The organism is Microbacterium sp. K27 (assembly GCF_004794435.1).
Classification (GTDB): Bacteria; Actinomycetota; Actinomycetes; order Actinomycetales; family Microbacteriaceae; genus Microbacterium; species Microbacterium maritypicum_A.
The window spans coordinates 1-25,560 of record NZ_SSDK01000038.1 but is presented as its reverse complement, the minus strand read 5'-3'; the positions used below and the strand labels follow the sequence as shown (position 1 = coordinate 25,560).

The following is a 25,560-nucleotide window of genomic DNA, read 5'->3' as shown; positions in this document are numbered from 1 at the left end:
CATGACCACCGTCACCGCGCCCCACCGCCTGTGGCGCAACACCCGATACCTCACCTGGCTGGTGAGCGACACGAGCAAGGGCCTCGCGGCCTCGCTGTTCGGCTTCGCCATCCCCCTGCTCGCACTGATCGTGACGAACGATCCCGCCCAGGCCGGCATCATCGGCGGTGCCGGCATGGTCGCCCGACTCCTCATGACCCTGGCCGGCGGCGTGCTGGCCGACCGCCACCGCCGCATCGCGTTGATGCTCCTCGGCTCCCTCATCGGCATCGTGCTCGCGGGCGGCTTCACCCTTCTCGCCCTCGGCGATGCGATGACGTTCGGGTCGCTGCTGGTGATCGACGTGCTGCTCGCCGCGCGCAGTGGACTCTTCGACGTCGCGGGCGAGAGTGCGATCAAGGAGATCGTGCCCGACGACGCGATGGGCCGTGCCCAAGCCGCGAACCAGGGACGCGATGCCGCTCTCCAGCTCGCAGGCGGTCCACTCGGCGGCCTGCTGCTGGGCGTGGGCGGATGGCTCGTCGGCGTGGTCATGACGCTGTGTCACGCGATCGCGGCCCTGACCGCGTGGATGCTGGGGCGTCAGGTGCGCCGTGCTGGGATGATCGACACGGGTGCGGGTGACGTCGCCGAGCCGAGTACCGTCGTCGAGCCCGGTGTGGCCGTGAAGCCGAACGCCTGGGCGGAACTGCGCGAGGGATTCGGCTGGCTGCTCTCCCGCCCCGACCTCGGCGGAGTGCTGCTCATCACGACGGTCATCAACCTCGGCTTCAACGCCACGATCACGACCATCATCTACGCCCTCCAGCAGGACGGCTACTCCGAGCTGCTGATCGGCACCCTGAGCGCGTCGATCGGAGCCGTGATGCTCGTGGGCGCTGTCTGTGCACCGCTGCTCGTGCCGAGGATCAAGGCCGGCGTCCTGACCATCGCCGGGCTCACGGTCGTCTCGATCGGCGCGATCGCCCTCTCGATGGTGACCGATCCCTGGGCCATCGCGGTGGTACTCGGCGCCTCGGTCCTCCTGATCCCCGCGCTCAACGCCGGGATGATGGGCTACTTCATGGTCGCCACCCCGAGCCATCTGCTCGGTCGCGCCAACAGCGCCGCCGGAGTCCTCGGCATGGGTGCGATGCCGCTCGCACCGCTCATCGCGGGCTTCGGGCTCGCGTGGATCGGGAGGGAGTGGACCATCCTGATCTGCGCCGCACTGTGCCTGATCTCGGTCGTGCTCGCCGTGAGCAACCGTGCGCTGCGGGCGCTCCCGGTCGAGTCAGGCTGGGCCGCGCACGCGAAACAGTACGAGACGGTTTGACGCCGCGCGGCGGCGAGGCCCGACTCTTCCGGCCTAGAGAACGCCGGTCAGCGCCGCGATACCGGCGAGCAGGGAGACCAGGGCGAGCACGAGCGCGATCCCGATGAGCACCGCGTGCACCTTGAGGAACGCGGTGGCCCTGCCGTTCTCATCCCGCGCCCGCGGATCCTTGGCGACGCGCTTGTAGAACTGCGGCCAGACGAGAGCGTTGAAGACGGCATTGAGGAAGAGCACGACGGCGAGGGGGATCACCCCTCCACGCTATCGGCGTCACCTATGCGCGCGACCCACCGGGGAGCCGCGGGATTCTTGGATGCAGACATGTATCAGAAAGCCCTTGCCGCGCTCCTGGTAGGTGTGATCACAATGGGCTTCATGATCGACGGTGCACCCGGCACCGCTCACGATCCTGCCTCGGACGACGGGCGCGCACGCTGGGAGCGCGCCGCGGATCTGTTCGGTGCATGGCGCGAGAGCGACGGCCGCGCGATGGACGAGCTCGTACGGCTGATGACGCCCGTGCTCTGGCACGTCGTGCGCGCGTACGGGCTCGAACGCACGCTCGCCGAAGACGTCGTGCAGACCACGTGGCTGCAGCTCGTCCGCGGTCACGGGTCGATCAGCGATCCTCGCGCCGTGTCTGCCTGGCTCACGACCACCGCGCGCCGCGAGGCCTGGAAGGTCGCGAAGGCGCATGGCAAGGTCGACACGGCCGAAGCAGACGACCTCGACACGCTTCTTCCCGAGCAGGCCTCGGCTGAGGAGCACGCGGCGCTCGGCGACGAGAACCGTCGCCTGTGGTCGGCCGTGCGCCGCCTCAACGAACGCTGCCAGAAGCTGCTGCGTGTGATCGCTTTCGAGGATCGCCCCGACTATGCGCGCATCGCCAGCGACCTCGCCATGCCCATCGGCAGCATCGGCCCCACACGCAATCGGTGCCTCGCCAAGCTGCGCGCCCTGCTGGACGCGCCGCCGACAGCGCAGACAGGGGGACTCGCATGACCGAGCATGAGGATGCCCAGATGTTCGCCCGGCTCCGCTCCCTGTGGAGCGAGGTCGATCCGATGCCCGCCGGCCTGATCGATCGCATGGTCGCCGCGGTCGCCGCCGACGGCCTGAACCGCGAGTACGCGCTTCTGACCCTCGTGGAGGGACAGTTCGGCGCGGTGCGGGGCGAAGCGGATGCGCTCACCCTGCAGTTCAGCGACGGCTCCACGAGCATCCTGCTGCACGTGACGACCACCGCGTCCGGTCACCGCCGCGTCGACGGCTGGGTCGACACCGCTGCCGCGGAGATCGTGCTGACGCAGGGCGAGAAGACACGGTCGGTCTCGCCGGAGGAGACAGGACGCTTCGTGTTCGACGATGTGCCTCCCGGCCTCACACGCGTGAGCCTGACGACCGTGATCGGGGACGAGACGCGCACCCTCGCGACCCCGCAGTTCGAGCTGTGATCGCGGGCACTGCCCGTCGATGAGGACGCGGGGTGACCCGCACGGAGAGGATGACGCATGGATCAGCCCAAGGGATGGACCTGGCAGGACCGCGCGGAGGGATCGATCCGCCGGGGCACGGCACTCGACCCGAGCACGGAACCGGTGGACGGCATCCGCGCGTTTCCAACGGCGTACCTGCCGGAGCGGCTGCTGATCACCCGCGCCCTCGGCGACGAAGAGGCCTACGACCGCGAGGTGCGCACCCTGCGTGATGCGGCCGACACCTTCGGATGGCAGCTCGAGATCGAGGACGGCACCCGCTCGGCACTCGACGGCGAGCTGGTTCCGGGAGTCCCCGGCTTCCTGCGCGCACGGCTGCGCACCCCCGACGAACCGGTCCGCGGCGAATCGCCCGTCGCACCCGACGCCTGGCGCGTGCTCCAGCGCGCCCGCCGCATGTCCCGCTCCACGATGCCGCGCACGAGCCTCGACCACGTGCTGTCCATCGACCCGGTCGGGCTCAATCCGTTCACCCGGACGAACCCGTTCACCCGCACCAACCCGTTCACGCGCACCAACCCGGTGCGCGGCGCCGGAGGGGGTGCGGGCGGCAGCGACGACTACCTCGAGCCCGGACGTGGCGCGCGACAGCCCGTCACCTGGTTGGGCCCCGCTCCGGTGCGCGGGCCCGCTCCGAAGCGCGGACGGCGGCCCGTCGTCGCGGTGCTCGACACCGGCTGCGGCGAACACGCCTGGCTGCCCGCCGACATCGTCACCCGCACGGTCGACCTCGACGGTGTGCCGGTGGGGCTGACCGACGACGCCGACCCGGAGCGCTACCCCGACCTGTACGGGCAGCTCGACGGCGAGATCGACGCGGTCGCCGGGCACGGCACCTTCATCGCCGGGCTCGTCCGACAGGCGGCCCCGGATGCCGACATCCTCTCGATCCGGGTGGCCGGAGCCCTCGGAGTGGTCGACGAGAGCACCCTGCTCGAGACCGTCGCCCAGGTCGTGACGCTGCTCGCCCGCCACCGGGAGGATCCGAACACGGGCTTCCCGATCGATGTGCTGAACCTGTCGCTCAGCTACTACCACGAGACACCGACCGACGGACTCTTCAGCCTCACGCTGTACCAGCTGCTCGCCAAGGCGCGCGAGCTCGGATGCGTGGTGGTGTGCTCGGCCGGGAACGACGCGATCGACCGCCCCTCCTTCCCCGCGTCGCTCTGGCCCTGGCCTGGTGCCGACAACGGCATCCACCCCGACAAGGACGCGCCGCTCGTGTCGGTCGGAGCTCTCAATCCGTCGGCACAGTCGGTCGCCCTCTTCTCGAACATCGGCCCCTGGGTCCGGGTCTACGCACCGGGCGCGGCCGTGGTGAGCACGTCACCCGCGTTCGTGGGCGGCACCCAGGCGGTGACGAGGGCCGACGTCGACGGTCTCCGCCGCGAGACGATCGACCCCGACGACTATCGCGGCGGATTCTCGATCTGGAGCGGCACCTCCTTCTCCGCCCCGTACGTGGCCGCGCGCGTCGCCGCGCAGCTCGGCACCGTGCCGGTCGGCGGTGTCAGCCCCGGAGCCGCGGCGAAAGCCGTCGCCGCGGTGCTGAAGTCGCTTCCGGATCCCGTGGACTCCGCCTGATCGATCGCGTCTGATGCACCCGGACTGATGTACCCCCGGGACGAGCCGTCCGTACCGATGCGGGCGGCCCGTCCTGGTGCGCGGGGTGCTCCGCGGAATCCGGGCTCTTCCCTTGCAGACCCGACGCACGGCATTCTGGAGGGATGCCCCTGTCCGCGATCGAGCTGCACCGGCGCGGCGTCGAAGCGGCGAACGCCCGACGATTCACGCAGGCACGACGCGCGCTCGACACGGCATCCACCCGCACCGACGACCCCGACCTCCGCGCGCGCATCGACGGCACGGTCGCCTACGTGCTCGCGCAGACCGGAGAGCCCGCGGCCGCCGAGCAGCTGTGCCGCGAGGCCCTCGGCCGAACGGGCCTCCGTGCGGAGACGATCACGGTGCTCAGCGGCCAGCTCGGCACACTTCTCATGCACGGCGGGCGGCTGGACGAGGCGGAAGTCGAACTGACCCGCGCCATCGACACGCTCACGGCGATCGGAGACGAGACCACCGAGCTCGCGAACTGTCTGATGAACCGTTCGGTGGTGCGGATGCAGCAGCGCGAACTCGAGACCTGCGTCGAGGATCTGCGGCGCGCGGTGGCCGTGTACGAGGCGAACGACGATGACGAGCCCCTGGCCGAGGCGCGACACAATCTCGGTTACGCGGCGCTGCTCGGGGGCGACCTCGTCACCGCGCTCACCCTGATGACCCGTTCCCGTCCGAAGCTCGCCGCGATCAGCGACCTCGCCGCGGCGATCAGCGACCTCGATCGGGCGGAGGTGCTGCGCGACGCGGGCCTCACGACCGAGGCCGAGGCACTGCTCGAACAGGTCGCCGCCCAGTTCGGCGCGCAGCGGATGCGGCAAGCCAGGGGCGAGGCGGAATTCCACCTCGCCCGCTCGCTGCTGCGACATGATCCCGCCGCCGCAGAGCGGGCGGCCCGCAGCGCCGCCCGACGTTTCACCGCACTCGGGAATCACGGGTGGGCGGCGCGTGCCGAAGCGGTGCGCCTCGAGGCGCAGCAGCGGGCGAAGCCGCACCGCCCGATCGACGGCGACGATTTCGCGCGCACCGCGAAGGCGCTCGACCAGGGCGGCTTCCGCACCGAGGCGACAGGACTCCGCCTGAGCGCTCGGCGTGACGGTTCCGGCCGGCTGCCGCGGCTGGACGATGCGGCCCCGACGCCCCTGCGCCTGCGTGCACACGAGGTGCGCGCCGCTCGCGCCGCAGCCGCCGGTCGCGACCGCGATGCCCTCCGGGCAGCCGCCGATGGCCTCGATCTGCTCACCGCCTGGCAGCAGTCGTTCGGCGCTCTCGACCTGCAGGCGTCGGTCGCGATGCACGGCAGCGACCTGATGTTCGCCGGACTCTCCGCGGCCGCTCGACGGCGCGACCCCGCCCTCCTGTTCGAGTGGTCGGAGCGTGCGCGGCACCTCAGCCAGCAGGTCGCCCCCGTGCGCCCCCCGCACGACGAATCCCTCGCGGTCGATCTGGCGGAACTGCGCATGCTCCGTGCCGAGCTGGCCGGCGCCGACTGGACGACGGATGCGAGGGTGCGCGCCCTCCGTGATCGGGTGCGCGAACGACAGTGGGCGGCGACCGGCTCAGGCGGCACGCGCGAACGGCTCGGACTCACGGAGGCGATGGCGCTGCTCGATCCCGACCTTGCCGTCCTGTCATACGTGTTCACCGGCACCGATCTGCATGCGGTCGTGGTGACCGCCACCGGAGCGACCGTCGTCGATCTGTCCTGGTCGCGGGTGCAGTCGGCGCTCGACGGCCTCCGCGCCGACCTCGACATGGCCGCCCTGACCCGTGGCGGCCTGATGGGCGAGGTCACCGAAAGGGCGCTCGCCTCGCGCCTGGCGATCCTCGACGCCGAGCTCCTCGCGCCGCTGCTGCGCGCCGCGCCGTCCGCAGCACGACTGGCCATCACGGTACCCGGAGCGCTCGGTGGAGTTCCGTGGGCGATGCTCTCCGGCATGTCGGGCACCCCGTTCACGCTCGCGACATCCGTCTCGCGCCTGCTGGCCGGCCCCTGCCGCACGATCACGCGACCGGCTTCGGTCGGATTCGCCGCCGGTCCGCGTGTCGCTCGCGCCGGTGACGAGGTCGAACGGGCAGCGGCGGCCTGGCGACGCGCCGGGGTGGCACCGCAGACCCTGCTGACCGGGGAGGCGACGGTCGCCGCGGTCACAGAACTCGCCGCAGCCACCGATGTGCTGCACATCGCCGCGCACGGCAGGCACGCGGTGGACAACCCGCTGTTCTCCGGATTCGAGCTCGCCGACGGCATCCTCTTCGGCTATGACGTCGATCTCATTCCGCGGGTCCCGGCGACGGTGATCCTCTCGGCCTGTGAGCTCGGACGCTCGTCGGTGCGCTGGGGCGAGGAGGCATTGGGCATGACGCGGGTGTGGCTGCACGCCGGTGCCGACTGCGTGATCGCCGCCCCCGTCGCGGTCCCCGATGATGTGGCCGGCGATCTGCTCAGCGCTGTGCACACCGGTCTCTCCGCGGGTGCCGCACCGGCCGTCGCGCTCGCGAGGGCCGCGGTCGACACCGGCGTGAACGCGCCGTTCCAGTGTCATGGAAACGGATTCTGACTTTTCCTCCATTCGGTGTATCAGAACCGATGCCGCACGCTCCTGTTCTTCGGAAGGTGCCATGCGAAGGGCCTCGAAGGGTGAGGCGCGAGGGAGGCGCAGTCGGATCTGGGGATCAGGCGCACTGGGGAGCGCGAGTACGACACGGACACCATCTGCTCGGGGGTGTCGCGGCATGCAGCCGCGACACCCTCAGAGGGCCTCGACGATCTGGGGACGTCGGGGCCCTCGGGGTGTCCGACGCCGTCCGGGCTCAGGCGACCAGCACCGCGTATCCGGCCGCGCGGAGGGCGGCGAGCACCTCGGGATCCGCTCCGGCGTCCGTGATGACGGTCGGGAAGAGGTCGACGCCGCCGACCGTCGAGAACGCCTCCACGCCGAGCTTGCTGCCGTCGGTCACCACGACCGCACGCCGGGCCCGCTCGGCCATCATCCGGTTCACCGCGGCTTCGCGCTCGTCCTGCGTGGTCGCACCGGCGACGGCGTCCATCCCGTTCACGCCGATGAAGGCGATGTCGAGCCGCACCCCGCGCAGCAGCTGCTCCACGAACGGACCGACCAGTTCGTAACTGCGCGAGTGGATGACGCCGCCGGTGACGACGACCTTGATGTCGGGGCGGGTGGCGAGCTGGGCGGCGATGTTCACGGCGTTGGTGACGACCGTGATGCCGCCGTTGCCCGAGAGGTCGTCGCGCGCGGCGAGCGCTGCGGCGATGGCGGTCGTGGTGGTTCCGCCCGAGAGTCCGACGACCATGCCGGGGGCGACCAGGCCGGCGGCGGTCTGCGCGATGCTCGCCTTCTCGTGCGTGCGCAGGTGGCTCTTGTAGCGGATGGGCAGCTCATAGGCGACGGTCTGCGCCACCGCACCGCCATGGGTGCGGGTGAGCAGGCGCTGCTCGGCGAGGGTGTCGAGGTCTCGGCGTGTGGTCGCCGACGAGGCCTCGAATCGTTCGACCAGCTCTTCGACCGTCACCTCGCCCTTCGCGGCCAGGAGGTCGAGGATCGCGTTCAGCCGAGCCGCCCGCTTCATCAGGCGACCGATTCCGCCGGCTGCAGCGCGAACAGCCGCAGCATCCGCGCCGCTTCACCGGCGAGGGCGTCGCGGGCGGGGGCGAGGTACTTGCGGGAGTCGACGAGACGCTCATCGGCGTCGAGCTTCTCGCGCACCGCCCGCGTGAAGAACCCGTTCAGGTGCGTGGAGACGTTGATCTTCGTCATGCCCGCCCGCACGGCGTCGGCGATCACGGCATCCGCGACGCCGGAGGACCCGTGCAGCACCAGCGGCACCGGCAGGGCCTCGTGCAGTCGTGCGATCAGGTCGAGGTCGAGGGACGCCGTGCGGTCGGTCATCGCGTGCGAGGAACCCACCGCGACCGCGAGCGCATCGACGCCGGTGGCCGCGACGAACGCACGCGCCTCGTCGGGGTCGGTGCGCACACCCGGAGCGTGCGCCCCGTCCTTGCCCCCCACCTCGCCGAGCTCTCCCTCGACGTAGACCCCCGCCTCGTGAGCACGGGCGGCGACCCCCGCCGTGAGAGCCACGTTGTCGTCGTAGGGCAGGGCGCCGCCGTCGAACATGACCGAGCCGAAGCCCAGCGCGATGGCCTCGTCGACCAGTTCGGGCCGCTCGGCGTGATCGAGGTGCACAGCCACGGGTGTCTGCGCGCGCCTGGCCACCGCGAGCGTGGCGAGCGCAATGGGCTCGAGCCCGCCGTGGTAGTCGGCACAGTTCTGCGAGATCTGCAGGATGACGGGCAGCTGCGCGAGGGCGGCGGCCCGCACCAGCCCCTCGGCGGTCTCGAGGTGGATCACGTTGAAGGCGCCGATGCCGGTGCCTTCGGCGGCAGCGGCGGAGACGAGGTCGCGAGCGGAGACGAGGGTCACGAAGGGTCCTTCCGGAACGATTCAGGATGGGGATGCGAGATGCGGAGCTGTTGTTCGAGCTCCGTCCAGCGCGACGAGATGTCGCCGGCCAGCGGGGTCAGCACCGCGGCGGCGGACCAGGCGGTGGCCCGGCGAAGGATCTGCTCGGGATCGCGCACCCCCTCGGCGTACAGCACGGCGCAGGCGGCGACCCCGGCATCACCGGCGCCCGTCGGGTTGCCCGCGAGGGGTTCGTCGAGGCGAGCGTGCACGAGTGCGGATGCCGTGACCGCGAGCATGCCCTCGGCCCCCAGCGAGAGCAGCACGAGTTCGGTGCCCCGGGCGATCAGCGATCGGGCCCCTTCGACAGGGTCGGCGATGCCTGTGGCCTCGACCAGCTCGGCCGCGTTGGGCTTGAGCACTGTGGCTCGGGCCTCCGCCGCGCGCAGCAGAGCGGGTCCGGAGGTGTCGACGATCACCGGCACTCCGGCGTCCTTCCCCACCGCGATGAGCATGGGGAGCAACGACTCCGGCGCGCCAGGCGGCACACTGCCGGACACGACCAGCACTCGCGCACCCGACAACCGTTCGACGACCTCGGCGAGCAGCGCCGCCCATTCGGCATCGGTCGGATTCGCACCCCGCTCGTTGATGATCGTGGTGTCGCCGAGCGCCTCATCGACCACCGCGATGCTGCGGCGGGTCTCCGCGGCGACCGCCACCAGCGCGTTCGGCACACCGCTCGTGCGCAGCTCCGCGGCGAACTCCTCGCCGACCCGACCGCCCACGGTGGTGACCGCGAGCACGTCCGCACCCTCGGCGTGCGCCACCCGCGCGACGTTGAGTCCTTTGCCGCCGGCACGAGCGGCCCCGGCATCCGCCCGGTGCGTTCCGCCCTCGACGAGCCGATCGACGCGCCAGGTGAGGTCGAGGGCGGGGTTCGGAGTGACGGTGAGGATCATGTGAGCTCCCGTGCGCGGAGAGCGGCGCCCAGCAGCCCTGCGTTGCCGGAGAGCTCGGCGGGGACCAGCGCCGGGATGCGATGGAAGCTGAGCCGGGCGGCCAGGCGCGTGCGCAGCTCATCGAACAGGGCGCCGCCGGCGCGGGAGAGTCCGCCGCCGATGACCACTGCTTCCGGCGCCACGACGGCGGTGAGCTGAGCCAGAGACATCGTGAGCGCGTCGAGCGCGGAATTCCAGATGTCCCCGGCCACCTCGTCGCCGGCCGCCGCGCGGGCGATCACGTCCTTCGCTCCGTCCGGAGCGATCCCGGTCGCCTCGCGATACCGCCGGGCGATGGCACCGGCCGAGGCGACGGCTTCGAGGCAACCGCGTGCGCCGCACGCGCAGATCGGCCCGTCCGCGATCGGGGAGTGCCCGATCTCACCCGCGTAACCGCCGGCGGTGTACGGGACGCCCCCGACCAGCAGCGCACCGGCGATCCCCGTGCCGATCACGAGCACCACCGAATCGGCGTAGTCGCGCGCGCCACCGAGTCGGCGTTCCGCCCAGCTGGCGGCACGGACATCGTGGTCGAAGGCCACGGGCAGCCCGAGGCGTTCAGCGGCGAGGTCGCGCAAGGGCGAGTCGTGCCAGCCGAGGTTGCTCGCGAAGACGCCCAAGCCGGCATCCGCATCGACGATCCCGGGCACGACGAGTCCCACCGCCTGCGGCACGACAGAGGGGTGCGCGGCGCGGAGCTCCTCGGCCAGCACCTCGAGACGCTCGAGCAGCACCTGCGTGCGGTCGCCCTCGGCGATCGGCGTGGGCGTGCGGCGCAGTCCGAGGGCGGTGCCGTCGGCGTCGAACAGGGCCGACTTGATGTCGGTGCCGCCCACGTCGAACGCCAGCACGGGGGCACCGACGCCGAGCGTGCGCACGGCGGCGAGCTTCTCACCGGTCGCGTCTCGCTCGACGTCGGGAACGGCATCCGTCCCGTCAGCTCGGGTCATGGTCAGCTCCGGCGGCGGGTTGCGTCATGCATCCAGGATGACGGATCGCGTGAGGTTGCGGGGCTGGTCGGGGTCGAGGCCGCGGGCGACGGCGCGGTCGAGCGCGGTGCGGTGCAGGCGCACGAGGTCGGCGAGCGGGTCGATCGACCGTTGCTCGAAGCGGGCGCCGGTGGCCTCGACCTGCGCAGCGAGTCCCTCGGGAGCCTCGCCGAACTGCCAGGTGACGCGGCCAGGGGCCGCGATCGCGATCGGACCGTGCCGGTAGTCCATCGAGGGGTACGCCTCGGTCCACGACTGCGAGGACTCGCGCAGCTTCAGCGCGGCCTCGTGGGCGAGGCCGATCGTCCATCCGCGTCCGAGGAACGTGTACTGCTCCGCGTCGCGCAGCTCGTCGTCGCCGTCCTCGGCGAGCACGGCCTCGGCATCGGCGATGGCGCCGGAGAGGTCTTCGCCGAGCGACGCCCGGAAGAGCGCCAGCGCGGTGGTCGCGAATCGCGTCTGCACGACCGACTGCTCATCGGCGAACGGGAGCAGCACCGCCTCGTCGGCGAGCGAGACGAGCGGCGAATCCGGATCGCCGATCACTCCGATGGTCGGGATGCGCCCCTTGATGCGGTCGACGAGCTCGAGCACCTCGCTCGTGGTCCCGGAACGGGTGAGGGCGACGACGGCGTCGTATCCGCGGTCGAGGAAGGCCTCGGACGCCGCGTAGGCGTCGGTCTCCCCCTGACCGGCGGACTCGCGCAACGCGGCGTACGACTGCGCCATGAACCACGACGTACCGCATCCGACGACGGCGATGCGGGCCCCCGATGCGGGGAGCAGTGCCTGCTCGGCCTTCAGATCGGCCGCCCGCGCCCACATCTCCGGCTGGGAATTGAGTTCTTCGCGCATGTGTGCGCCGGGCAGCGATTCGGACATCGAGGTGCCTTTCTGGCGATAAGTTGCAGACTTGTGATCGTTTGAAGCCTAATTCGATCATAGTATGGCGTCGAATCACAACACCAACAGCTTTGCCTTGATTTGTTTGTTCTCCTGACAAATAATCAGACGAGTTCCACCCTCGACGTCGACCCCGGCCGAAGTCGAGAGCCCCGAGCCCCGGCTTGAACGATCGCGGCTGCCTCACGGCGAAACGATCACCCACGCACTGTCGCGTGATGTGCTTGCGACTGTGCACCACACCCCCTCCCGAAGCGGCCCTGCCGCCGAGGGTTCGGACATCACAGTGAGGAATGCAATACACATGAAGAAGTCACTGCGGTTCGGCGCCGCCGCCATTGCGGCCGTCGCCACGCTCTCGCTCGCTTCGTGCGGGTTCGGCGGTTCGTCCGGCGACAGCGGAGGCGGGGACGGCTCGACCACCCTCGACCTCCTCGTCCCCAGCTACTCCGACGGCACCAAGGCCAACTGGGAGACGGTGATCGACGGGTTCGAGAAGGCCAACCCCGACATCAAGGTCAAGCTCGAGGTGCAGTCGTGGGACAACCTCGAGAAGGTCGTCTCCACCAAGATCCAGGCCGGCGAGGCACCGGACATCTACAACGGCGGACCGTTCGCGGGCTTCGTCGGCGATGAGCTGCTCTACCCGACGAAGGACGTCGTCTCCGACGACACCTACTCCGACTTCCAGGAGTCGTTCCTCAAGAACGCCGAGGTCGACGGGACCGCCTACGCGCTGCCGATGATCGCCTCGGCGCGCGCCCTGTTCGTCAACAACGCGCTGCTCGACCAGGCCGGCGTCGAGGCGCCGACCAACTGGGATGAGCTGCTGGATGCCGCCACCAAGGTGTCCGCACTCGGCGGCGGTGTCGCCGGCTACGGCATGCCGCTCGGATCGGAAGAGGCACAGGCGGAAGCGGCCGTGTGGCTGTGGGGCGGCGGCGGATCGTTCGGCGATGCCTCCGAGATCACGATCGACACCCCGGAGAACCTCCCCGGTGCCGAGCAGATCAAGAAGATGATCGACGCCGGTGCGACGCAGGCCGACCCGGGTTCCACGCAGCGCTCCCCCCTGATGGACATCTTCATCCAGGGCAAGATCGGCATGCAGGTCGGCCTCCCGCCGACGGTCGGCCAGATCAAGGAGAACAACCCCGACCTGGACTACTCCATCGTTCCGATCCCGACGAAGGACGGCTCGCCCTTCACCCTCGGCGTCATGGACCAGCTGATGGCGTTCCAGAACGATGGTGACAAGCAGGAGGCGATCACCAAGTTCTTCGACTACTACTACTCCGCCGACGTCTACGTGCCGTGGGTGCAGGCCGAGGGCTTCCTGCCGGTCACCAAGTCCGGCGCCGAGCAGCTCTCCGGCGAAGAGGCCCTCAAGCCGTTCCTCGACGTGCTGCCCGACGCGCAGTTCTACCCGTCGACGAACCCGAAGTGGTCCGCTGCCGACGGTGCGTTCAAGTCGCTGTTCGGTCAGATCCAGTCGAAGCCGGCACAGGACGTGCTGACCGAGATCCAGGCACAGGTCGACGCGGGCTGAGCCCGCTGATCGGAGAGGTTCGGGTACCCGAATGAGCCAGAAGACAGAGTCCTCGAACCTCGCGGGGGCGGCGAAGAGCCGCCCCCGCACTCCGAAGACCCCGGATGCCACGCGTGGCAGGCCGGGCGGAAAGGATCTTCTCCAAGCGCTGCCGTGGATCGCACCGGCGCTGCTGCTCATCATCGGCGTCGTGCTGTTCCCCGCCGGGGTGATGTTCTTCAACTCGACGCGTGACATCTCCCTGTCGGGCCTCGACAAGGGGTCCGTGGGCTTCGACAACTTCGTCACGGTCTTCACGTTCACCGAGTTCTGGCCGATCTTCTTCCGCACGATCGTGTGGGTGGTCGCGGTCGTGACCCTCACGGTCGTGATCTCGCTCGGTCTGGCGCAGATCCTGAACAAGGCCTTCCCCGGGCGCCAGCTCGTGCGCATGGCCGTGATCGTGCCGTGGGCCGCATCCGTCGTGATGACGACCATGGTGTTCTACTACAGCCTCGAGCCGTACTTCGGCATCTTCAACAAGTTCCTCTACGACATCGGGCTCTCCGATGACGCGGTGGGCTACGGCTGGACGAAGAACCCCGCGACGGCCTTCACCTGGTCGATCGTGATCGCGATCTTCGTGTCGCTCCCCTTCACGACCTACACGATCCTCGCCGGACTCCAGTCGGTCCCGGCCGACGCGATCGAGGCGGCGAAGATGGACGGCGCCGGCCCTGCCCGCACCTACTGGTCGATCGTGCTGCCGCAGCTGCGCAGCGCTCTGGCCGTGGCCATCCTCATCAACATCATCAACGTCTTCAACTCGCTGCCGATCCTGAAGGTGATGACCGGGTCGATCCCCGGCTACGGCGCCGACACGATCATGACCCTGATCTTCAAGTACATCGAGCTGCAGAAGAAGGTCGATGTCGCGAGTGCCCTGTCGGTGGTCGCGTTCCTCATCGTCATCGTGATCGTCGCGGCGTACGTGAAGATCGTCAAGCCCATGAAGGAGGTCTGATCATGACCATGACCGAGACCGAGCTCGTGACCACCGCCGGAGGCCGCGGTCGTCGCACGCCGCCGACACCCGGCCGCAAGCGCCGCTACACCGAAGACCAGGTCACGCTCCCCCGTGTGATCCTGCGCACCGTCGCCGGATTCCTGGTGCTCGCCATCTTCGTGCTGCCGTACCTGATCATGTTCTTCGGCTCGGTGAAGACCAAGTCGCAGATCCGGTCGGTCGATCCGACCTACCTCCCGATCGAGTGGCACTGGGAGAACTACATCTCGATGTGGTCCACCCCCGAGACGCCCCTGCCGTACAACCTGATCTCGACCATCGTCATCGCCGTGTTCGCGACGCTGCTGGTCCTGCTGGTCTCGCTTCCGGCGGCGTACTACACGGCGCGCTTCAAGTTCCCCGGCCGCATGGTGTTCCTGTTCCTGGTCATCGTCACGCAGATGCTGCAGCCGGCCGTGCTCACCTCGGGTCTGTTCCGCCAGTTCACCGTGCTCGGACTCGGCGACACCTGGATCGCGATGATCTTCATCAACGCGGCCTTCAACCTGTCGTTCGCGGTGTGGATCATGCACTCGTTCTTCGCCGGCATCCCCAAGGAGGTCGACGAGGCCGCGCAGATCGACGGCGCCGGGCGCTTCACCGTGCTGTTCAAGATCAACCTGCCGCTCGTGTGGCCCGGCATCGTCACGGCGATCGTGTTCACCTTCGTCGCCTGCTGGAACGAGTTCGCGGCGTCGCTCGTGATCCTGTCGACCGACAAGAACCAGCCGTTGTCGGTCGCTCTGACCAAGTTCGTCGGTCAGTACGAGACGAGCTGGCAGTACGTGTTCGGCGTCTCGATCGTCGCGATCCTGCCCGTGGTCATCCTGTTCATGCTCATCGAGAAGCGTCTCGTCGGTGGCTTGACGGCGGGCAGCGTCAAGTAGCCCTCCGCATCCGCGCGTCGACATCCGCTTGACGACATCCGCCCGATGGGAGCACCCGTCGGGCGGATGTGCGTCTGCCGGTCAGGAGCGCGACGTCGATGCCGCGCGCAGCTGCTCGGGATTCCAGCGCACGCCGAGCGCCGACGTCAGTGCGGCCTGGGCGGCTCCGGCGGCGAGCGACACACGAGGATCGGCGTAGCGCACCGGAACCTGCGCCGTGCCGCGGGCGGGGTACTCGGTCTCACGGCGCACGCGATCGAGGAAGCGCGGTCCGAGCTCGGTTGCCGGGCCGCCGATGACGACCTCGATCGGGTCGAGCAGCGCGCCGATGAGCTTGACGGCTCTGGCCAGCGCGCGAGCCCCCTCATCGAGTTGCTCCTCGTCGGCCTGAGCCGCGAGCGCGCGGATCTCCGGGGCATCCATGGCGTCGGAGAACTCGTCGCCGAGCATCGCCCCGAGAGCGGCGGCCGATTCCAGGCAGCCGCGCTGCCCGCATCGGCAGGCGCGCGCGGCGTCGCCGAACACGACCTGCACATGTCCGATCTCACCCGCGCGGTCTCGGGGGCCGGGAGCCAGCTCGCCGTCGAGCGTGACGGCCGCGCCGACACCGCCGCCGAGATGGATGAAGAGGCGGTAGCCGGACGGCGACTCCTCCATACCCGCCTCGGCGATGGCTTCGGCGTCGACGTCGTTGATCAGCAGCACGGGCGCTCCCAGCACACGCTCGAACCGGTCGGCGAGGGGGACGTTCTGCCACTTGAGCTGCACGCTCTCGAGCACCGATCGCCCATCGGTCGTGCCCGGCAGCTGCACGCCGGCGGCCAGGAGCCGTCCGCCGAACTCTTCCGCCACGGCCGACACCGCCTCGTCGAGGGTGCGGTCGCGGTTCTCGGCGGTGTAGCTCACGCGACGGAGGTCGACCTCGGTGCCGTCGAGCGCCACGAGAGCGATGTCGGCGTGCAGGGGCTGGATCACCAGCACCAGGATCAGGTGATGGTCCGCATCGACGCTCAGAGTGGTCGCCCGCTTGCCACCGGTGCTCGCCGCCTGCTCCCCTTCGACGATCAGCCGGTTCTCGATGAGTTCGGCGACCAGCGATGACGCGGTGGCGGCGGTCAGACCGGTCGACCTCGCGATGCCCGCGCGCGTCTGCGTGCCCGGATTCCGGAAGACCAGCTGCAGAGCCCGGCGCAGGTTCGCACGCCGAACAGACGCCTGGGTGTCGAGGCCGTCATCCGTGCTGAGCATGTGTTCCCGTTCCGACGCTCGCCCGTCGCGAGCTGTTGACAGATCGTGGCGCGATCCGTAGTCTCTCCCTAAGTTTATTCATTGAACTTAGTTGGTCAATGAATCTCACAAAGCTCCGGACGGGCGAGTGCTGCACACACCGTCGCCCGTCCGGCTCCTCCTCCTCAGCGGCTCTCGGCCGCTTCGGTGTGGTGACGGATGACCTCTGCCACCACGAAGTTGAACCACTTCTCCGCGAACTCCGGGTCGAGGTGCGCTTCCTCGGCGAGAGCACGCAGCCGGGCGACCTGCTGTTCCTCCCTATTCGGGTCCGATGCCGGCATCTCATGCTCCGCTTTCAGATGCCCGACCTGCTGAGTCGCGCGGAAGCGCTCGGCCAGCATGAAGATCAGTGCGGCGTCGATGTTGTCGATGGTGGCGCGAAGCCGGAGCAGTTCGGCCTTCGGGTCCTCGGCGGCGGTCATGCCCCTACTCTAGAGCCGCGTGACATCCTGGTTTCGATCCATGGCACCGCTATCGTGAGCACATGAGCAACGAAGAGCCGCCGGAATCCGCGCCCCACGACGACGACGCATCCGCCGCGACTCCCGCCGCGCCGGCGACCGGCCGCCGCAAGGCCGCACCCGCATCCGTGCCGGCCGTCGCAGACGCTCCGATCCCGGTCGTGATCGAGCCGACGACGCCGAGCCGTTCGTTCTGGACGCGCATCGACCGCCCGTTCGTGTTCGGCTTCCTCGTGACGCTGGGTGGACTCGGGGCGATCGTGATCGGCCTCGCGCTGTCGAACCTGTCGACCGTGCTCATCTACATCGCCCTCGCCCTGTTCGGTGCGCTCGGACTCGACCCCGCCGTACGGTTCCTGGAACGCCGTGGCCTCTCGCGTGTGATCTCGGTGGTCATCACGATCCTCGCACTCATCGTGGTGTTCGCCCTCGTGCTCTGGATGATCGTTCCCGTCGTGATCGATCAGATCGTGAGCTTCGTGCAGTCCGTGCCCGGCATGATCAAGGACTTCACACACAGCGACATCTACGCGACCCTCGAAGCCCAGTTCGGCGACCAGTTCCAAGAACTGGTCGCCCAGGTGCAGTCCTTCCTCACCGACTTCGGCAACCTCGCGACGATCGGCGGCGGCGCCCTGGCCGTGGGCGCTTCGATCGCCACCAGCATCTCCGGAGCCATCGTCGTGCTCGTGCTGACGTTGTACTTCCTCGCGTCGCTGCCGTCGATGAAGCAGGGTCTGCTGCGTCTCGCCCCCGCCCGCGACCGCGCTCGTGCCGGCGACATCACCGACCAGATCACCGACTCGGTCGGCGGCTACGTGATGGGCATGGTCGTGCTCGCGTTCTGCAACGCGACGCTCGCGTTCCTGCTCTACCTCTTCCTCGGGTTGCCGTTCCCCCCGCTGATGGCGGCCATCGCCTTCTGCATCACGTTGATCCCGCTGGTCGGCTCGGTGCTGTTCTGGATCCTCGGCACCTGCCTGGCGCTGTTCACCAACCCGATCGCCGCCCTGATCTTCGCGGCGATCTACCTCGTCTACATGCAGATCGAGGCCTACGTGATCACCCCTCGCGTCATGAACAAGGCGGTCTCGGTGCCGGGTTCTCTCGTCGTGATCGGTGCTCTCGCCGGCGGCACGCTGCTCGGTCTGCTCGGGGCGCTGGTCGCCGTGCCGGTGACCGCGTCGATCCTCATCATCATCAAACAGGTTCTCGTCCCGAAGCAGGACGCCCGGATCTGACCCGCCCGCAACGCAGAAGCGCCCGGACCCTCAGGGGCCCGGGCGCTTCTGCGTGGTGGCGACTCAGCTGAGGTCGTTGTCTGCCAGCCACTTCTTGGCGATGTCCTCTGCCGACTTCTGGTCGACCGTGCTCTGCACGTTCAGCCCCACCAGCTCCTCGGCGGTGAGCTTCTTGCTGACCGCGTTGATCACGTCGGAGATCTCGTCGGCGACGTCGCTCGATGCGATCGGCACGACGTTCGAGGCCAGGATGATGTTCTCCGGGTCTTCGAGCGCGACGATGTCTTCGGTCTGGAAGGCCGGGTCTGCCGAGTAGATGTCGGCGACCTGGATCTCACCGGCCAGCAGGGACTCGAGCGTGGTCGGGCCGGTGGCCGAGAAGCCGAGATCGACGCCGTAGACCTCCTTGGCCGCAGCCGGACCGTACGGACGCTGCTCGAACTCCGGAGCGGCACCGATCGTCACCGGGGTCGTGACCTTCGAGAGGTCGCCGATCGTGGTGAGACCGTTTTCCTCGGCGAAGCTCTTCAGCACGGTGTAGGTGTCCTGGTCAGAGGCCTCGGCGTAGTCCAGAGCGGTCAGCCCCTTGGGCAGAGCTTCCTTCAGAGCGGCGTAGACGTCTTCCGGGCTGGTGGCGGTCGCGTCCTTGTCGAGGTACTCGAGCAGGTTGCCGGTGTACTCCGGGAACAGGTCGATCGCGCCGGACTCGACATCGGGCATGTAGGCGTCGCGCTGTCCGATGTTGAACTGGCGGTCGACCTTGATGTCGGCGCCCTCGAGAGCCTGCGCATAGATCTCGGCGATGATCTCGTTCGAGTAATACGCCTGCGAGCCGATGACGATCGTGTCGCCGCCGGAGCTCGAGCCTTCGCTCGGGGCGTCGAGCGGGTTGCTGTTCGCGCAGCCGCCGAGGACGAGCACCGCGGCGAGCGCGGCACCACCGGCAAGGGCGAGTCGTGACTTACGTGCTGTGAACATGAGGACTTCCTCTTCTCTGGGACAACGGGGATGGTGCTGTGGGACGGTGTGAGGGCTGTGGGATGAGTCGGATGATGGGCGTCAGGCGGTGGCCGGTGCCGGCGAGGCAGCGGCCGCGCGCGAGCGACGTATGGTGGTCGGTGCGCGCACCCCCGCGGGGACGGCGGCGTGCTGGAGCAGGGCGAAGATCAGGTCGACGACCAGGGCGAGCACCGCGACGAGGATCGCCCCTCCGAGCACCTGGTCGAACTTGCGCAGCGGAATGCCCTGGATGATCGGCCAGCCGAGTCCGCCGAGGTTCACGTAGGCGGCGATCGTGACCGTGGCGATCACCTGCAGGAGAGCCGCGCGGATGCCGCCGACGAGCAGCGGGAGACCGAGCGGGACCTCGACCTTCCAGAACACCTGCCACTCGGTCATGCCCATCGAACGCGCGGAGTCGAGCACGCGACGGTCGATGGCTTCGAGGCCGGTGTAGGCGCCGGCGAGGAGCGAGGGGATCGCGAGGAGCACGAACGTGATGATCGCGGCCTCGGGAACGCGGAGCACGCCCAGGATCAGCACGAGCAGCACCATGAGACCGAAAGACGGGATGGCACGTGCCGCGCCGGAGACCGCGACCGCGATCTCACGGCCTTTGCCGGTGTGACCGATGAGCCACCCCAGGGGAATCGCGATGATGCCGGCGATGAGCACCGAGATCAGCGTGTAGTACATGTGCTGGCCGAACAGGATGGGCAGCGAGTACGGCCCCTCCCAGCGGTCAGGGGAGAAGAGCCAGGCGAAGGCGTCGGTGAACACGTTCATGCGGCGGTCCTCAGGGTGGCGGCCTGTCGTGCGGCCGACGGTGTCTTCGCCGCGCGCGTCCACGGCATCAGTGCGCGACCCAGGAGAAGGAGCAGCAGGTCGATCACGAGCGCGATCACGACCACCGCGATGACGCCGGCGAACACCTCGGCGAGGATGCGACGCTGCAGGCCGTTGGTGAACAGGTAGCCGAGGTTGTTCACCCCGACCAGGATGCCGACCGTGGCGAGGGAGATGGTGCTGACGGCTGCCACGCGGAGACCGGCGAGCACGACGGGACCGGCGAGCGGGAAGTCGACGGTCCAGAACCGGCGGAAGCCGCCGTAACCCATCGCGGTCGCGGATTGCCGGATGGCGGGGTCGACCGAGTCGAGGCCGTCGGATACCGCGCGCACCAGGATCGCGACCGCATAGATCGTGAGGCCGATGATGAGGTTGACCGGGCTGCGCGCGGGGTACCCGGCGACGGACGGGAGAAGGATCAGCAGCGCGAGCGAGGGGATCGTGTAGAGGAGTCCGGTGAGAACGATGACCGGCCCCTTCACCAGCTGATAACGCCATGCGACCCACCCCAGCGGCAGCGACAGCACGAAGCCGAGCACGATGGCGATCGCGCTCTGCTGCAGGTGGATCCCGGTCAGCTCGAGGATGAGGCCGAGATTGTCGCCGATCCAGTTCACGGAGCGCCCTTCGTCGCGCTCTCCTCGCTCAGAAGCGCGTCGGTCACGGCATCAGGAACATCGATGATCGCCCCCTGGGTGCGACCCTCGCCGTCGACCACCACGGTGCCGTGCGGCGTCTGCTTGAGGTGCAGAGCACGGCGTCCGCGTTCGGCGCCGATGAACGCCGAGACGAAGTCGTCTGCCGGGTTCTCGATGATCTCGCTGGGGCTGCCCACCTGAACGATGCGCGCGCCCTTGTCGAGGATGACGACCTGGTCGCCGAGCAGGAACGCCTCGTCGATGTCGTGCGTGACGAACACGACCGTCTTGTCGAGCTCGCGCTGCAGCCGCAGGGTCTCCTGCTGCAGGTCGGCCCGCACGATGGGGTCGACCGCACCGAAGGGCTCGTCCATGAGCAGGATGTTCGGGTCGGCGGCAAGACCGCGGGCCACACCGACGCGCTGCTGCTGACCGCCGGACAACTGGCTCGGGTACCGCTCGGCGAGCGCCTGGTCGAGGCCGACCGTGTCGAGCAGTTCCCGTGCGCGCTTATGGGCGGCAGCCTTCTTCACGCCGGTCAGGCGCAGCACCGTGGCCACATTGTCGATGACCGTGAAGTGCGGCATGAGGCCGGAGTTCTGCATCACGTAGCCGATGCGTCGACGCAGGGCCACCGGGTCACCCTGGAGCACGCTCTCGCCGTCGATCTCGACCTCGCCGGAAGTCGGCTCGACCATGCGGTTGATCATGCGGAGCAGAGTGGTCTTACCGCAGCCGGACGAGCCGACGAACACCGTGGTCTTGCGCGAGGGCAGCACGAGGCTGAAGTCATTGACGGCGAGGGCGCCGCCGGGGAAGCGCTTGGTGACGTTGCGGAACTCGATCATGGGCTGGTCTCCAGTCGGTCGATCGATGTGCGAGCGGACGAGTATTGCTCTTCAGATGTCTACGGGGCTCTTCTGATGGCTACGGGCCGACCTCGACACGGGGGTCGAACGCCACGAACCCGGAGAAGTCCTTGCCCACGCGATCGAAGGCGGAGGGGTAGGGATTCGGATACGACCAGGCGTAGTCGGTGTGGAGCTCGCCCTCGGTCTGTACCGAGTAGTACTGAGCGGCACCCTTCCACGGACAGGTGTAGGGCGTGGGGCTCTCGACGAGCACTCCGGGCGTGATGGACGCCGGTGGGAAGTACCAGTTCCCCTCGATGCGGGCGAGATCACTCTCGTCGGCTTCGGCGATGACGGTTCCTGCGAGTACAGCCTTCATGGTCCTGCCTCCTCGGATGTGGGTATGAGCGTATAAGACGGTGCGGACATCGGGGGTGAGGGTTGCGCCGCGGCCGTCAATATGAGAAACAATCCGGATCCTGTTCGATGCGATCGGAAGAACGGATTGCCCTGGATTCGGGTCAGGCCCGATGTCGGGATCGATTCCCTCCGCGGGTCACGCGGAGTCGCGGCCGTACCCCTCGAGCAGTCGCAGCCAGATCTCGCTGATCGTGGGGTACGACGGCACCGCGTGCCAGAGGCGGGCGATCGGGACTTCGCCGACGATCGCCACGGTGGCCGCATGAACGAGTTCGGCCACCTCGGGACCGACGAACGTCGCACCGATCACGACGTCGCGGTCGGTGTCGACCACGAGCCGCGCCTGGCCTTCGAAGCCGTCTTCGTAGAGGCTCGCGCCGGCGACCCAGCCCAGGTCGTAGTCGACGGCCTTCACCGCGATACCGGCCTTGACCGCCTGGGCCTCGGTGAGCCCCACGGAGCCGACCTCGGGGATCGAGAACGTGACCTGCGGGACGGCGGCCTGGTCGGCGGTGGCGACGTGACGGCCCCACGGGGCGTCGTCGACATCTTCGCCCTGGGCGCGGGCGACGATCACATCGCCGGCGGCGCGCGCCTGGTACTTGCCCTGGTGGGTGAGGAGCACGCGCCCGTTGACGTCGCCGACCGCGTACAGCCAGTCCGATCCGGGGACGCGGAGCGTGTCATCCGTCTCGATCCAGCGGCCGGGTTCCAGTCCCACCACGTCGAGGCCGATGTCACCGCTGCGGGGTGAGCGACCCGTCGCGGCGAGCACCTCGGTCGCGGTGATCTCCTCACCGCCGTCGAGGGTGATGGCCACGCCGTTCGCGCCGCGATGCACGGATGTCGTTCCCGTGCCGGTGCGCACATCGACGCCCAGTTCCTTGAGGCCTGCGGCGACACGCTCGCCCGCGAAGGGCTCCATCCCGCCGAGCAGGCCGCTGCGGGCGATCACGGTGACGGTCGAGCCGAGTGCGGCGTAGGCGGTCGCCATCTCGACGGCCACGACGCCTCCACCGATGACGGCCAGGCTCTCGGGAAGCTCTTCTGCGCTGGTGGCCTCGCGGCTGGTCCACGGGGTGGATTCGCGCAGTCCGTCGATGGGCGGGATGACGGCGTCCGATCCGGTGCTGATCGCGACGGCGTGCCGAGCTTTGAGCACGCGCTCCGCGCCGTCGGCATCCGTCACGGTCACCTCGCGCTTACCCGTGATGCGGCCGTGGCCGCGGGCCAGGTCGATGCCGGCCGAGTCGAGCCACTTGACCTGACCGTCATCCGACCAATTGCTGGTGAACGAGTCGCGACGGTCGAACACGGCGCGCACGTCGAGCTTTCCGGTGACCGCCTGGGAGGAACCGCCCACGTGCTGCGCGGCACGGAGCGCCTGTGCCGAACGCAACAGCGCCTTCGACGGCATGCACGCCCAATAGGAGCACTCACCCCCGACGAGCTCGCTCTCCACGATGATCGCGGTGAGTCCGCCCTGCACGGCTCGGTCGGCGACGTTCTCGCCCACCGGACCACCGCCCAACACGATCAGGTCGTACTCGTCGGTCTTCTCCGCAGCATTCATGCGTCGCACCTCTCCGTGAGCCGATTACGTGGCCCAGTCTCGCTCATGAGCAACGCCGAGTCACGGGTGAGTTGTTCCCTGCGGCGTGGCGCGAGGGAGAGATCCTGACGATCTCAGCGCGGAGGAAGGTCTAGCGCCTCGCGCATCCGTCGAGCCAGGAGCAGCACATGGTTTCGGCGACCGATTGTCGACGGCAACGGAACTCGCTTGCCGTCGACACGCTCCAGCTCGATCATCCGAACCGAACCCACGAACGGGAGCCAGCCGACGCCCGCCCCTCCGGCACCGTAATGGAGCTGCTTGTCGACGGCCGCGATCTCTCCTGATCTGAAGTGGCGTCTACGAAACCAGGCGCACACGACAACCGCACCTGGCTCCACCCACACCCCGAGGAAGAGCGAACGTACGACCGCGGCCGCCGCCAAGAAACACACGCATGCACCAATCCACCACGAGGACGTGCCCCAACTCACCGCGACCGTCAACGCACTCGCGGTTGCGCCCCAGAGGAGGCCACCCACTCGAGCACCCGTCGCCGAGCCCGCTACCTTCTCCAACTTCGTCCCATCGCTTCCCTGCGGTGACCGCTGGCTATCCCCGCCCTGTAAGCGGCCTCAGCTGCCTCGAAGTTACCCGGCTCCTCGGTGAGGATATTGCCAAGCAGAAGCGCTGCTCCGTACATGTCCGCGCGCACCAATCGCTCCAAGAGCTCGCGCGCTTCTGCCACCTTTTGCTGAGCAAGGAAAAGCTTCGCCAGCGGTACCCCAAACTCTTCGGATTCCGCAAGGCCCCGCTTGAGGAGATGCTCAGCTTCAGTGAACTTAACCGAGCACCCCGCGCTTAAAGACTCTCGCCCAGGAGTCCTGCCAGACGTGCGGCATCTCCGGCGTTCGCAGAGATCGCCTTCGCAACCCGAGCGTGGCTTCTTCGTGGTCACCGATCCAATTGAGACCTTCACCGAGCGCTGCGAGCGCTGCACTCGAGCCGCCACTCGCGCCTTCGCGGAACATCGAGATCGCGAGAATTTCGCATCAGCGGAACCCTCTTCTTGATCGCGCGCATCGCCTTGGAGTTGGTCACGGGCAACTGACTCTGCTGAATCGAGAATGGTCACGACAACAAAGCGCTACACCATTTATCAAATCAGGCTACATCATTGATCAGGCTAATTTTGTATGTCTTAAGATCCCGCATTTCCGAGAGTCTAAGGAATCTAACGGTCTTTGCCTGAGGGTCGAGATGAAGCAACGCGCGAAATGGAACCAAGATCAAGAATGCCCAAAGGATCTGGTCGTACCAGCAGACAGCTTGTGCCACTGACGCTTTCTGAGCCCACCAGTGGACTGCCGTCCAGGCCAAGACCGCGAAGGGGACAAAGAGCCAGAGAAGCACTCCTCGAACAAGCAAAAGAACGAGCCACATAAGCCCCGTGAAGAATCTCACTACATGCCTCCCAGCATTCCGACCCAACCCTCCGATACCGCGGGCAGCAAGCCCCACACTACATCCATGGCCCATTCGCTCGCCGTTGATTTGACGTATGGGGTATCAAGCGCTTCGGTTATTTGCCCCGCTCCACGAATTGCTCGCATACCACCCGTAACTATGTTGAACACTCCGACAACTACAGCCGGTATAGAGATTGCCCAACCAACAACCGGGACCGTGAACGCCAAGGGGGCGCGCAAGATGAGCGTGGATATACCGCTCCCCACCTTGACAGCTCCCCACACCAGATTGATTGTTCCCGCGACCGCCTTGGGGTTGATCCACCCCGACTTAGCTCGCGAGGTTGGCCTAGGTGCGGCCACAGGCTGCCTTATGCTCTTCGACGCCACCGTGGCTTTCGCCGCGGAGACTCGCGTCATCTTCTTGCCGATCCATCGCTCCCCGGTGAGGTCGTGTCCGTTGATCGGGTCGGTGGGCCAGGAGTAGTCGTTCGCCCCGCCACCTTCGATGGGGTCGACTTGCAGGAAGCGTCCGAGGGCGGGGACATACAACCGCACCCC

The 25,560-nt window shown here is 68.4% G+C and carries 24 protein-coding genes; 9 read left to right on the top strand and 15 right to left on the bottom strand.

Annotated elements, in window-relative coordinates:
• Position 1 precedes the first annotated feature (1 nt).
• Positions 2 to 1,315 (top strand): MFS transporter, encoded by a 1,314-nt coding sequence (locus tag DW307_RS09340; protein WP_136024574.1) that lies wholly within the window; start codon positions 2 to 4, stop codon positions 1,313 to 1,315.
• Between the two features lie 33 nt (positions 1,316 to 1,348).
• Here the strand turns inward: DW307_RS09340 and DW307_RS09335 are convergent, their stop codons facing one another.
• The gene (locus tag DW307_RS09335) at positions 1,349 to 1,567 is read right to left on the bottom strand and encodes an SCO4848 family membrane protein (RefSeq protein WP_029258825.1); all 219 of its coding nucleotides are present in this window, start codon (positions 1,565 to 1,567) and stop codon (positions 1,349 to 1,351) included.
• Positions 1,568 to 1,636: 69 nt separating this feature from the next.
• Here DW307_RS09335 and DW307_RS09330 point away from each other — a divergent pair, with 69 nt between their 5' ends.
• The 4 genes from DW307_RS09330 to DW307_RS09315 all read left to right on the top strand — a co-directional run bounded on the left by DW307_RS09330 (position 1,637) and on the right by DW307_RS09315 (position 6,992).
• Positions 1,637 to 2,317: an RNA polymerase sigma factor gene (locus tag DW307_RS09330; RefSeq protein ID WP_231479796.1), complete on the top strand. Its 681-nt coding sequence runs from the start codon at positions 1,637 to 1,639 to the stop codon at positions 2,315 to 2,317.
• Positions 2,314 to 2,769 (top strand): hypothetical protein, encoded by a 456-nt coding sequence (locus DW307_RS09325; protein WP_021200140.1) that lies wholly within the window; start codon positions 2,314 to 2,316, stop codon positions 2,767 to 2,769. Before DW307_RS09330 ends, DW307_RS09325 begins: the two co-directional genes overlap by 4 nt.
• A 57-nt stretch (positions 2,770 to 2,826) precedes the next feature.
• Positions 2,827 to 4,398, top strand: a complete 1,572-nt coding sequence (locus DW307_RS09320) for a S8 family peptidase (RefSeq protein ID WP_136024573.1) — start codon at positions 2,827 to 2,829, stop codon at positions 4,396 to 4,398.
• A 143-nt stretch (positions 4,399 to 4,541) separates the two neighbouring features.
• Positions 4,542 to 6,992 carry a CHAT domain-containing protein gene (locus tag DW307_RS09315; RefSeq protein ID WP_136024572.1) on the top strand — a complete coding sequence of 817 codons (2,451 nt, stop codon included), beginning with the start codon at positions 4,542 to 4,544 and terminating at the stop codon, positions 6,990 to 6,992.
• Between the two features lie 253 nt (positions 6,993 to 7,245).
• Here DW307_RS09315 and DW307_RS09310 read toward each other — a convergent pair whose 3' ends face one another.
• Genes DW307_RS09310 through DW307_RS09290 form a run of 5 tightly spaced genes read right to left on the bottom strand, consistent with a single transcriptional unit; the run spans position 7,246 to position 11,727 of the window.
• Positions 7,246 to 8,022, bottom strand: a complete 777-nt coding sequence (locus DW307_RS09310; protein WP_021200137.1) for a DeoR/GlpR family DNA-binding transcription regulator — start codon at positions 8,020 to 8,022, stop codon at positions 7,246 to 7,248.
• A complete protein-coding gene (locus tag DW307_RS09305; protein WP_136024571.1) occupies positions 8,022 to 8,876 on the bottom strand; it encodes a class II fructose-bisphosphate aldolase in 855 nt (284 codons plus the stop codon). The genes DW307_RS09310 and DW307_RS09305 overlap by 1 nt, the downstream gene beginning before the upstream one ends.
• Positions 8,873 to 9,817, bottom strand: coding sequence for a 1-phosphofructokinase family hexose kinase (locus DW307_RS09300; protein ID WP_136024570.1), 945 nt, complete (start codon positions 9,815 to 9,817; stop codon positions 8,873 to 8,875). The genes DW307_RS09305 and DW307_RS09300 overlap by 4 nt, the downstream gene beginning before the upstream one ends.
• A complete protein-coding gene (locus tag DW307_RS09295; RefSeq protein ID WP_081859622.1) occupies positions 9,814 to 10,806 on the bottom strand; it encodes an ROK family protein in 993 nt (330 codons plus the stop codon). The genes DW307_RS09300 and DW307_RS09295 overlap by 4 nt, the downstream gene beginning before the upstream one ends.
• 24 nt (positions 10,807 to 10,830) lie before the next feature.
• Positions 10,831 to 11,727, bottom strand: coding sequence for an SIS domain-containing protein (locus DW307_RS09290; protein WP_021200133.1), 897 nt, complete (start codon positions 11,725 to 11,727; stop codon positions 10,831 to 10,833).
• Between the two features lie 325 nt (positions 11,728 to 12,052).
• On the opposite strand from DW307_RS09290, the gene DW307_RS09285 reads away from it, so the two are divergent.
• Genes DW307_RS09285 through DW307_RS09275 form a run of 3 tightly spaced genes read left to right on the top strand, consistent with a single transcriptional unit; the run spans position 12,053 to position 15,229 of the window.
• Positions 12,053 to 13,297 (top strand): extracellular solute-binding protein, encoded by a 1,245-nt coding sequence (locus DW307_RS09285; protein WP_021200132.1) that lies wholly within the window; start codon positions 12,053 to 12,055, stop codon positions 13,295 to 13,297.
• Positions 13,298 to 13,328: 31 nt separating this feature from the next.
• Entirely contained in the window at positions 13,329 to 14,300 is a 972-nt protein-coding gene (locus DW307_RS09280) for a carbohydrate ABC transporter permease (RefSeq protein ID WP_029264718.1), read from the top strand.
• Between the two features lie 2 nt (positions 14,301 to 14,302).
• Positions 14,303 to 15,229: a carbohydrate ABC transporter permease gene (locus DW307_RS09275; RefSeq protein ID WP_205810450.1), complete on the top strand. Its 927-nt coding sequence runs from the start codon at positions 14,303 to 14,305 to the stop codon at positions 15,227 to 15,229.
• Between the two features lie 81 nt (positions 15,230 to 15,310).
• Here the strand turns inward: DW307_RS09275 and DW307_RS09270 are convergent, their stop codons facing one another.
• Together DW307_RS09270 and DW307_RS09265 are read right to left on the bottom strand one after the other, a co-directional pair.
• On the bottom strand, positions 15,311 to 16,477 hold the full coding sequence (locus tag DW307_RS09270; protein WP_029258817.1) for an ROK family protein: 1,167 nt from the start codon (positions 16,475 to 16,477) through the stop codon (positions 15,311 to 15,313).
• Between the two features lie 164 nt (positions 16,478 to 16,641).
• Positions 16,642 to 16,941, bottom strand: a complete 300-nt coding sequence (locus DW307_RS09265) for a chorismate mutase (RefSeq protein WP_021200128.1) — start codon at positions 16,939 to 16,941, stop codon at positions 16,642 to 16,644.
• A 62-nt stretch (positions 16,942 to 17,003) separates the two neighbouring features.
• Between DW307_RS09265 and DW307_RS09260 the strand changes: the two genes are divergently transcribed.
• On the top strand, positions 17,004 to 18,221 hold the full coding sequence (locus tag DW307_RS09260) for an AI-2E family transporter (protein WP_029258816.1): 1,218 nt from the start codon (positions 17,004 to 17,006) through the stop codon (positions 18,219 to 18,221).
• Positions 18,222 to 18,284: 63 nt separating this feature from the next.
• Here the strand turns inward: DW307_RS09260 and DW307_RS09255 are convergent, their stop codons facing one another.
• The 7 genes from DW307_RS09255 to DW307_RS18225 all read right to left on the bottom strand — a co-directional run.
• Positions 18,285 to 19,199, bottom strand: a complete 915-nt coding sequence (locus DW307_RS09255) for an ABC transporter substrate-binding protein (RefSeq protein WP_029258815.1) — start codon at positions 19,197 to 19,199, stop codon at positions 18,285 to 18,287.
• Between the two features lie 81 nt (positions 19,200 to 19,280).
• Positions 19,281 to 20,006, bottom strand: coding sequence for an ABC transporter permease (locus tag DW307_RS09250; protein WP_136024569.1), 726 nt, complete (start codon positions 20,004 to 20,006; stop codon positions 19,281 to 19,283).
• Positions 20,003 to 20,686, bottom strand: coding sequence for an ABC transporter permease (locus DW307_RS09245; RefSeq protein WP_021200124.1), 684 nt, complete (start codon positions 20,684 to 20,686; stop codon positions 20,003 to 20,005). Before DW307_RS09245 ends, DW307_RS09250 begins: the two co-directional genes overlap by 4 nt.
• Positions 20,683 to 21,555, bottom strand: coding sequence for an ABC transporter ATP-binding protein (locus DW307_RS09240; RefSeq protein WP_021200123.1), 873 nt, complete (start codon positions 21,553 to 21,555; stop codon positions 20,683 to 20,685). The genes DW307_RS09245 and DW307_RS09240 overlap by 4 nt, the downstream gene beginning before the upstream one ends.
• 79 nt (positions 21,556 to 21,634) lie before the next feature.
• Positions 21,635 to 21,937: a DUF427 domain-containing protein gene (locus DW307_RS09235; RefSeq protein ID WP_021200122.1), complete on the bottom strand. Its 303-nt coding sequence runs from the start codon at positions 21,935 to 21,937 to the stop codon at positions 21,635 to 21,637.
• A 177-nt stretch (positions 21,938 to 22,114) separates the two neighbouring features.
• Positions 22,115 to 23,551: a dihydrolipoyl dehydrogenase family protein gene (locus tag DW307_RS09230; RefSeq protein ID WP_136024568.1), complete on the bottom strand. Its 1,437-nt coding sequence runs from the start codon at positions 23,549 to 23,551 to the stop codon at positions 22,115 to 22,117.
• A 1,442-nt stretch (positions 23,552 to 24,993) separates the two neighbouring features.
• Positions 24,994 to 25,560: hypothetical protein (locus DW307_RS18225; protein WP_205810449.1), on the bottom strand; the 567-nt coding region annotated here is incomplete at its 5' end.

Excerpts from the sequence above, each read along its gene's own strand:
- DW307_RS09285 (WP_021200132.1), top strand. The coding sequence starts at position 12,053 with ATGAAGAAGTCACTGCGGTTCGGCGCCGCCGCCATTGCGGCCGTCGCC.
- DW307_RS09275 (WP_205810450.1), top strand. The coding sequence starts at position 14,303 with ATGACCATGACCGAGACCGAGCTCGTGACCACCGCCGGAGGCCGCGGT.
- DW307_RS09260 (WP_029258816.1), top strand. The coding sequence starts at position 17,004 with ATGAGCAACGAAGAGCCGCCGGAATCCGCGCCCCACGACGACGACGCA.
- DW307_RS09295 (WP_081859622.1), bottom strand. The coding sequence starts at position 10,806 with ATGACCCGAGCTGACGGGACGGATGCCGTTCCCGACGTCGAGCGAGAC.
- DW307_RS09265 (WP_021200128.1), bottom strand. The coding sequence starts at position 16,941 with ATGACCGCCGCCGAGGACCCGAAGGCCGAACTGCTCCGGCTTCGCGCC.
- DW307_RS09310 (WP_021200137.1), bottom strand. The coding sequence starts at position 8,022 with ATGAAGCGGGCGGCTCGGCTGAACGCGATCCTCGACCTCCTGGCCGCG.
- DW307_RS09290 (WP_021200133.1), bottom strand. The coding sequence starts at position 11,727 with ATGTCCGAATCGCTGCCCGGCGCACACATGCGCGAAGAACTCAATTCC.
- DW307_RS09300 (WP_136024570.1), bottom strand. The coding sequence starts at position 9,817 with ATGATCCTCACCGTCACTCCGAACCCCGCCCTCGACCTCACCTGGCGC.
- DW307_RS09320 (WP_136024573.1), top strand. The coding sequence starts at position 2,827 with ATGGATCAGCCCAAGGGATGGACCTGGCAGGACCGCGCGGAGGGATCG.
- DW307_RS09255 (WP_029258815.1), bottom strand. The coding sequence starts at position 19,199 with ATGTTCACAGCACGTAAGTCACGACTCGCCCTTGCCGGTGGTGCCGCG.
- DW307_RS09240 (WP_021200123.1), bottom strand. The coding sequence starts at position 21,555 with ATGATCGAGTTCCGCAACGTCACCAAGCGCTTCCCCGGCGGCGCCCTC.
- DW307_RS09330 (WP_231479796.1), top strand. The coding sequence starts at position 1,637 with ATGTATCAGAAAGCCCTTGCCGCGCTCCTGGTAGGTGTGATCACAATG.
- DW307_RS09270 (WP_029258817.1), bottom strand. The coding sequence starts at position 16,477 with ATGCTCAGCACGGATGACGGCCTCGACACCCAGGCGTCTGTTCGGCGT.
- DW307_RS09250 (WP_136024569.1), bottom strand. The coding sequence starts at position 20,006 with ATGAACGTGTTCACCGACGCCTTCGCCTGGCTCTTCTCCCCTGACCGC.
- DW307_RS09235 (WP_021200122.1), bottom strand. The coding sequence starts at position 21,937 with ATGAAGGCTGTACTCGCAGGAACCGTCATCGCCGAAGCCGACGAGAGT.
- DW307_RS09280 (WP_029264718.1), top strand. The coding sequence starts at position 13,329 with ATGAGCCAGAAGACAGAGTCCTCGAACCTCGCGGGGGCGGCGAAGAGC.
- DW307_RS09230 (WP_136024568.1), bottom strand. The coding sequence starts at position 23,551 with ATGAATGCTGCGGAGAAGACCGACGAGTACGACCTGATCGTGTTGGGC.
- DW307_RS09325 (WP_021200140.1), top strand. The coding sequence starts at position 2,314 with ATGACCGAGCATGAGGATGCCCAGATGTTCGCCCGGCTCCGCTCCCTG.
- DW307_RS09315 (WP_136024572.1), top strand. The coding sequence starts at position 4,542 with ATGCCCCTGTCCGCGATCGAGCTGCACCGGCGCGGCGTCGAAGCGGCG.
- DW307_RS09340 (WP_136024574.1), top strand. The coding sequence starts at position 2 with ATGACCACCGTCACCGCGCCCCACCGCCTGTGGCGCAACACCCGATAC.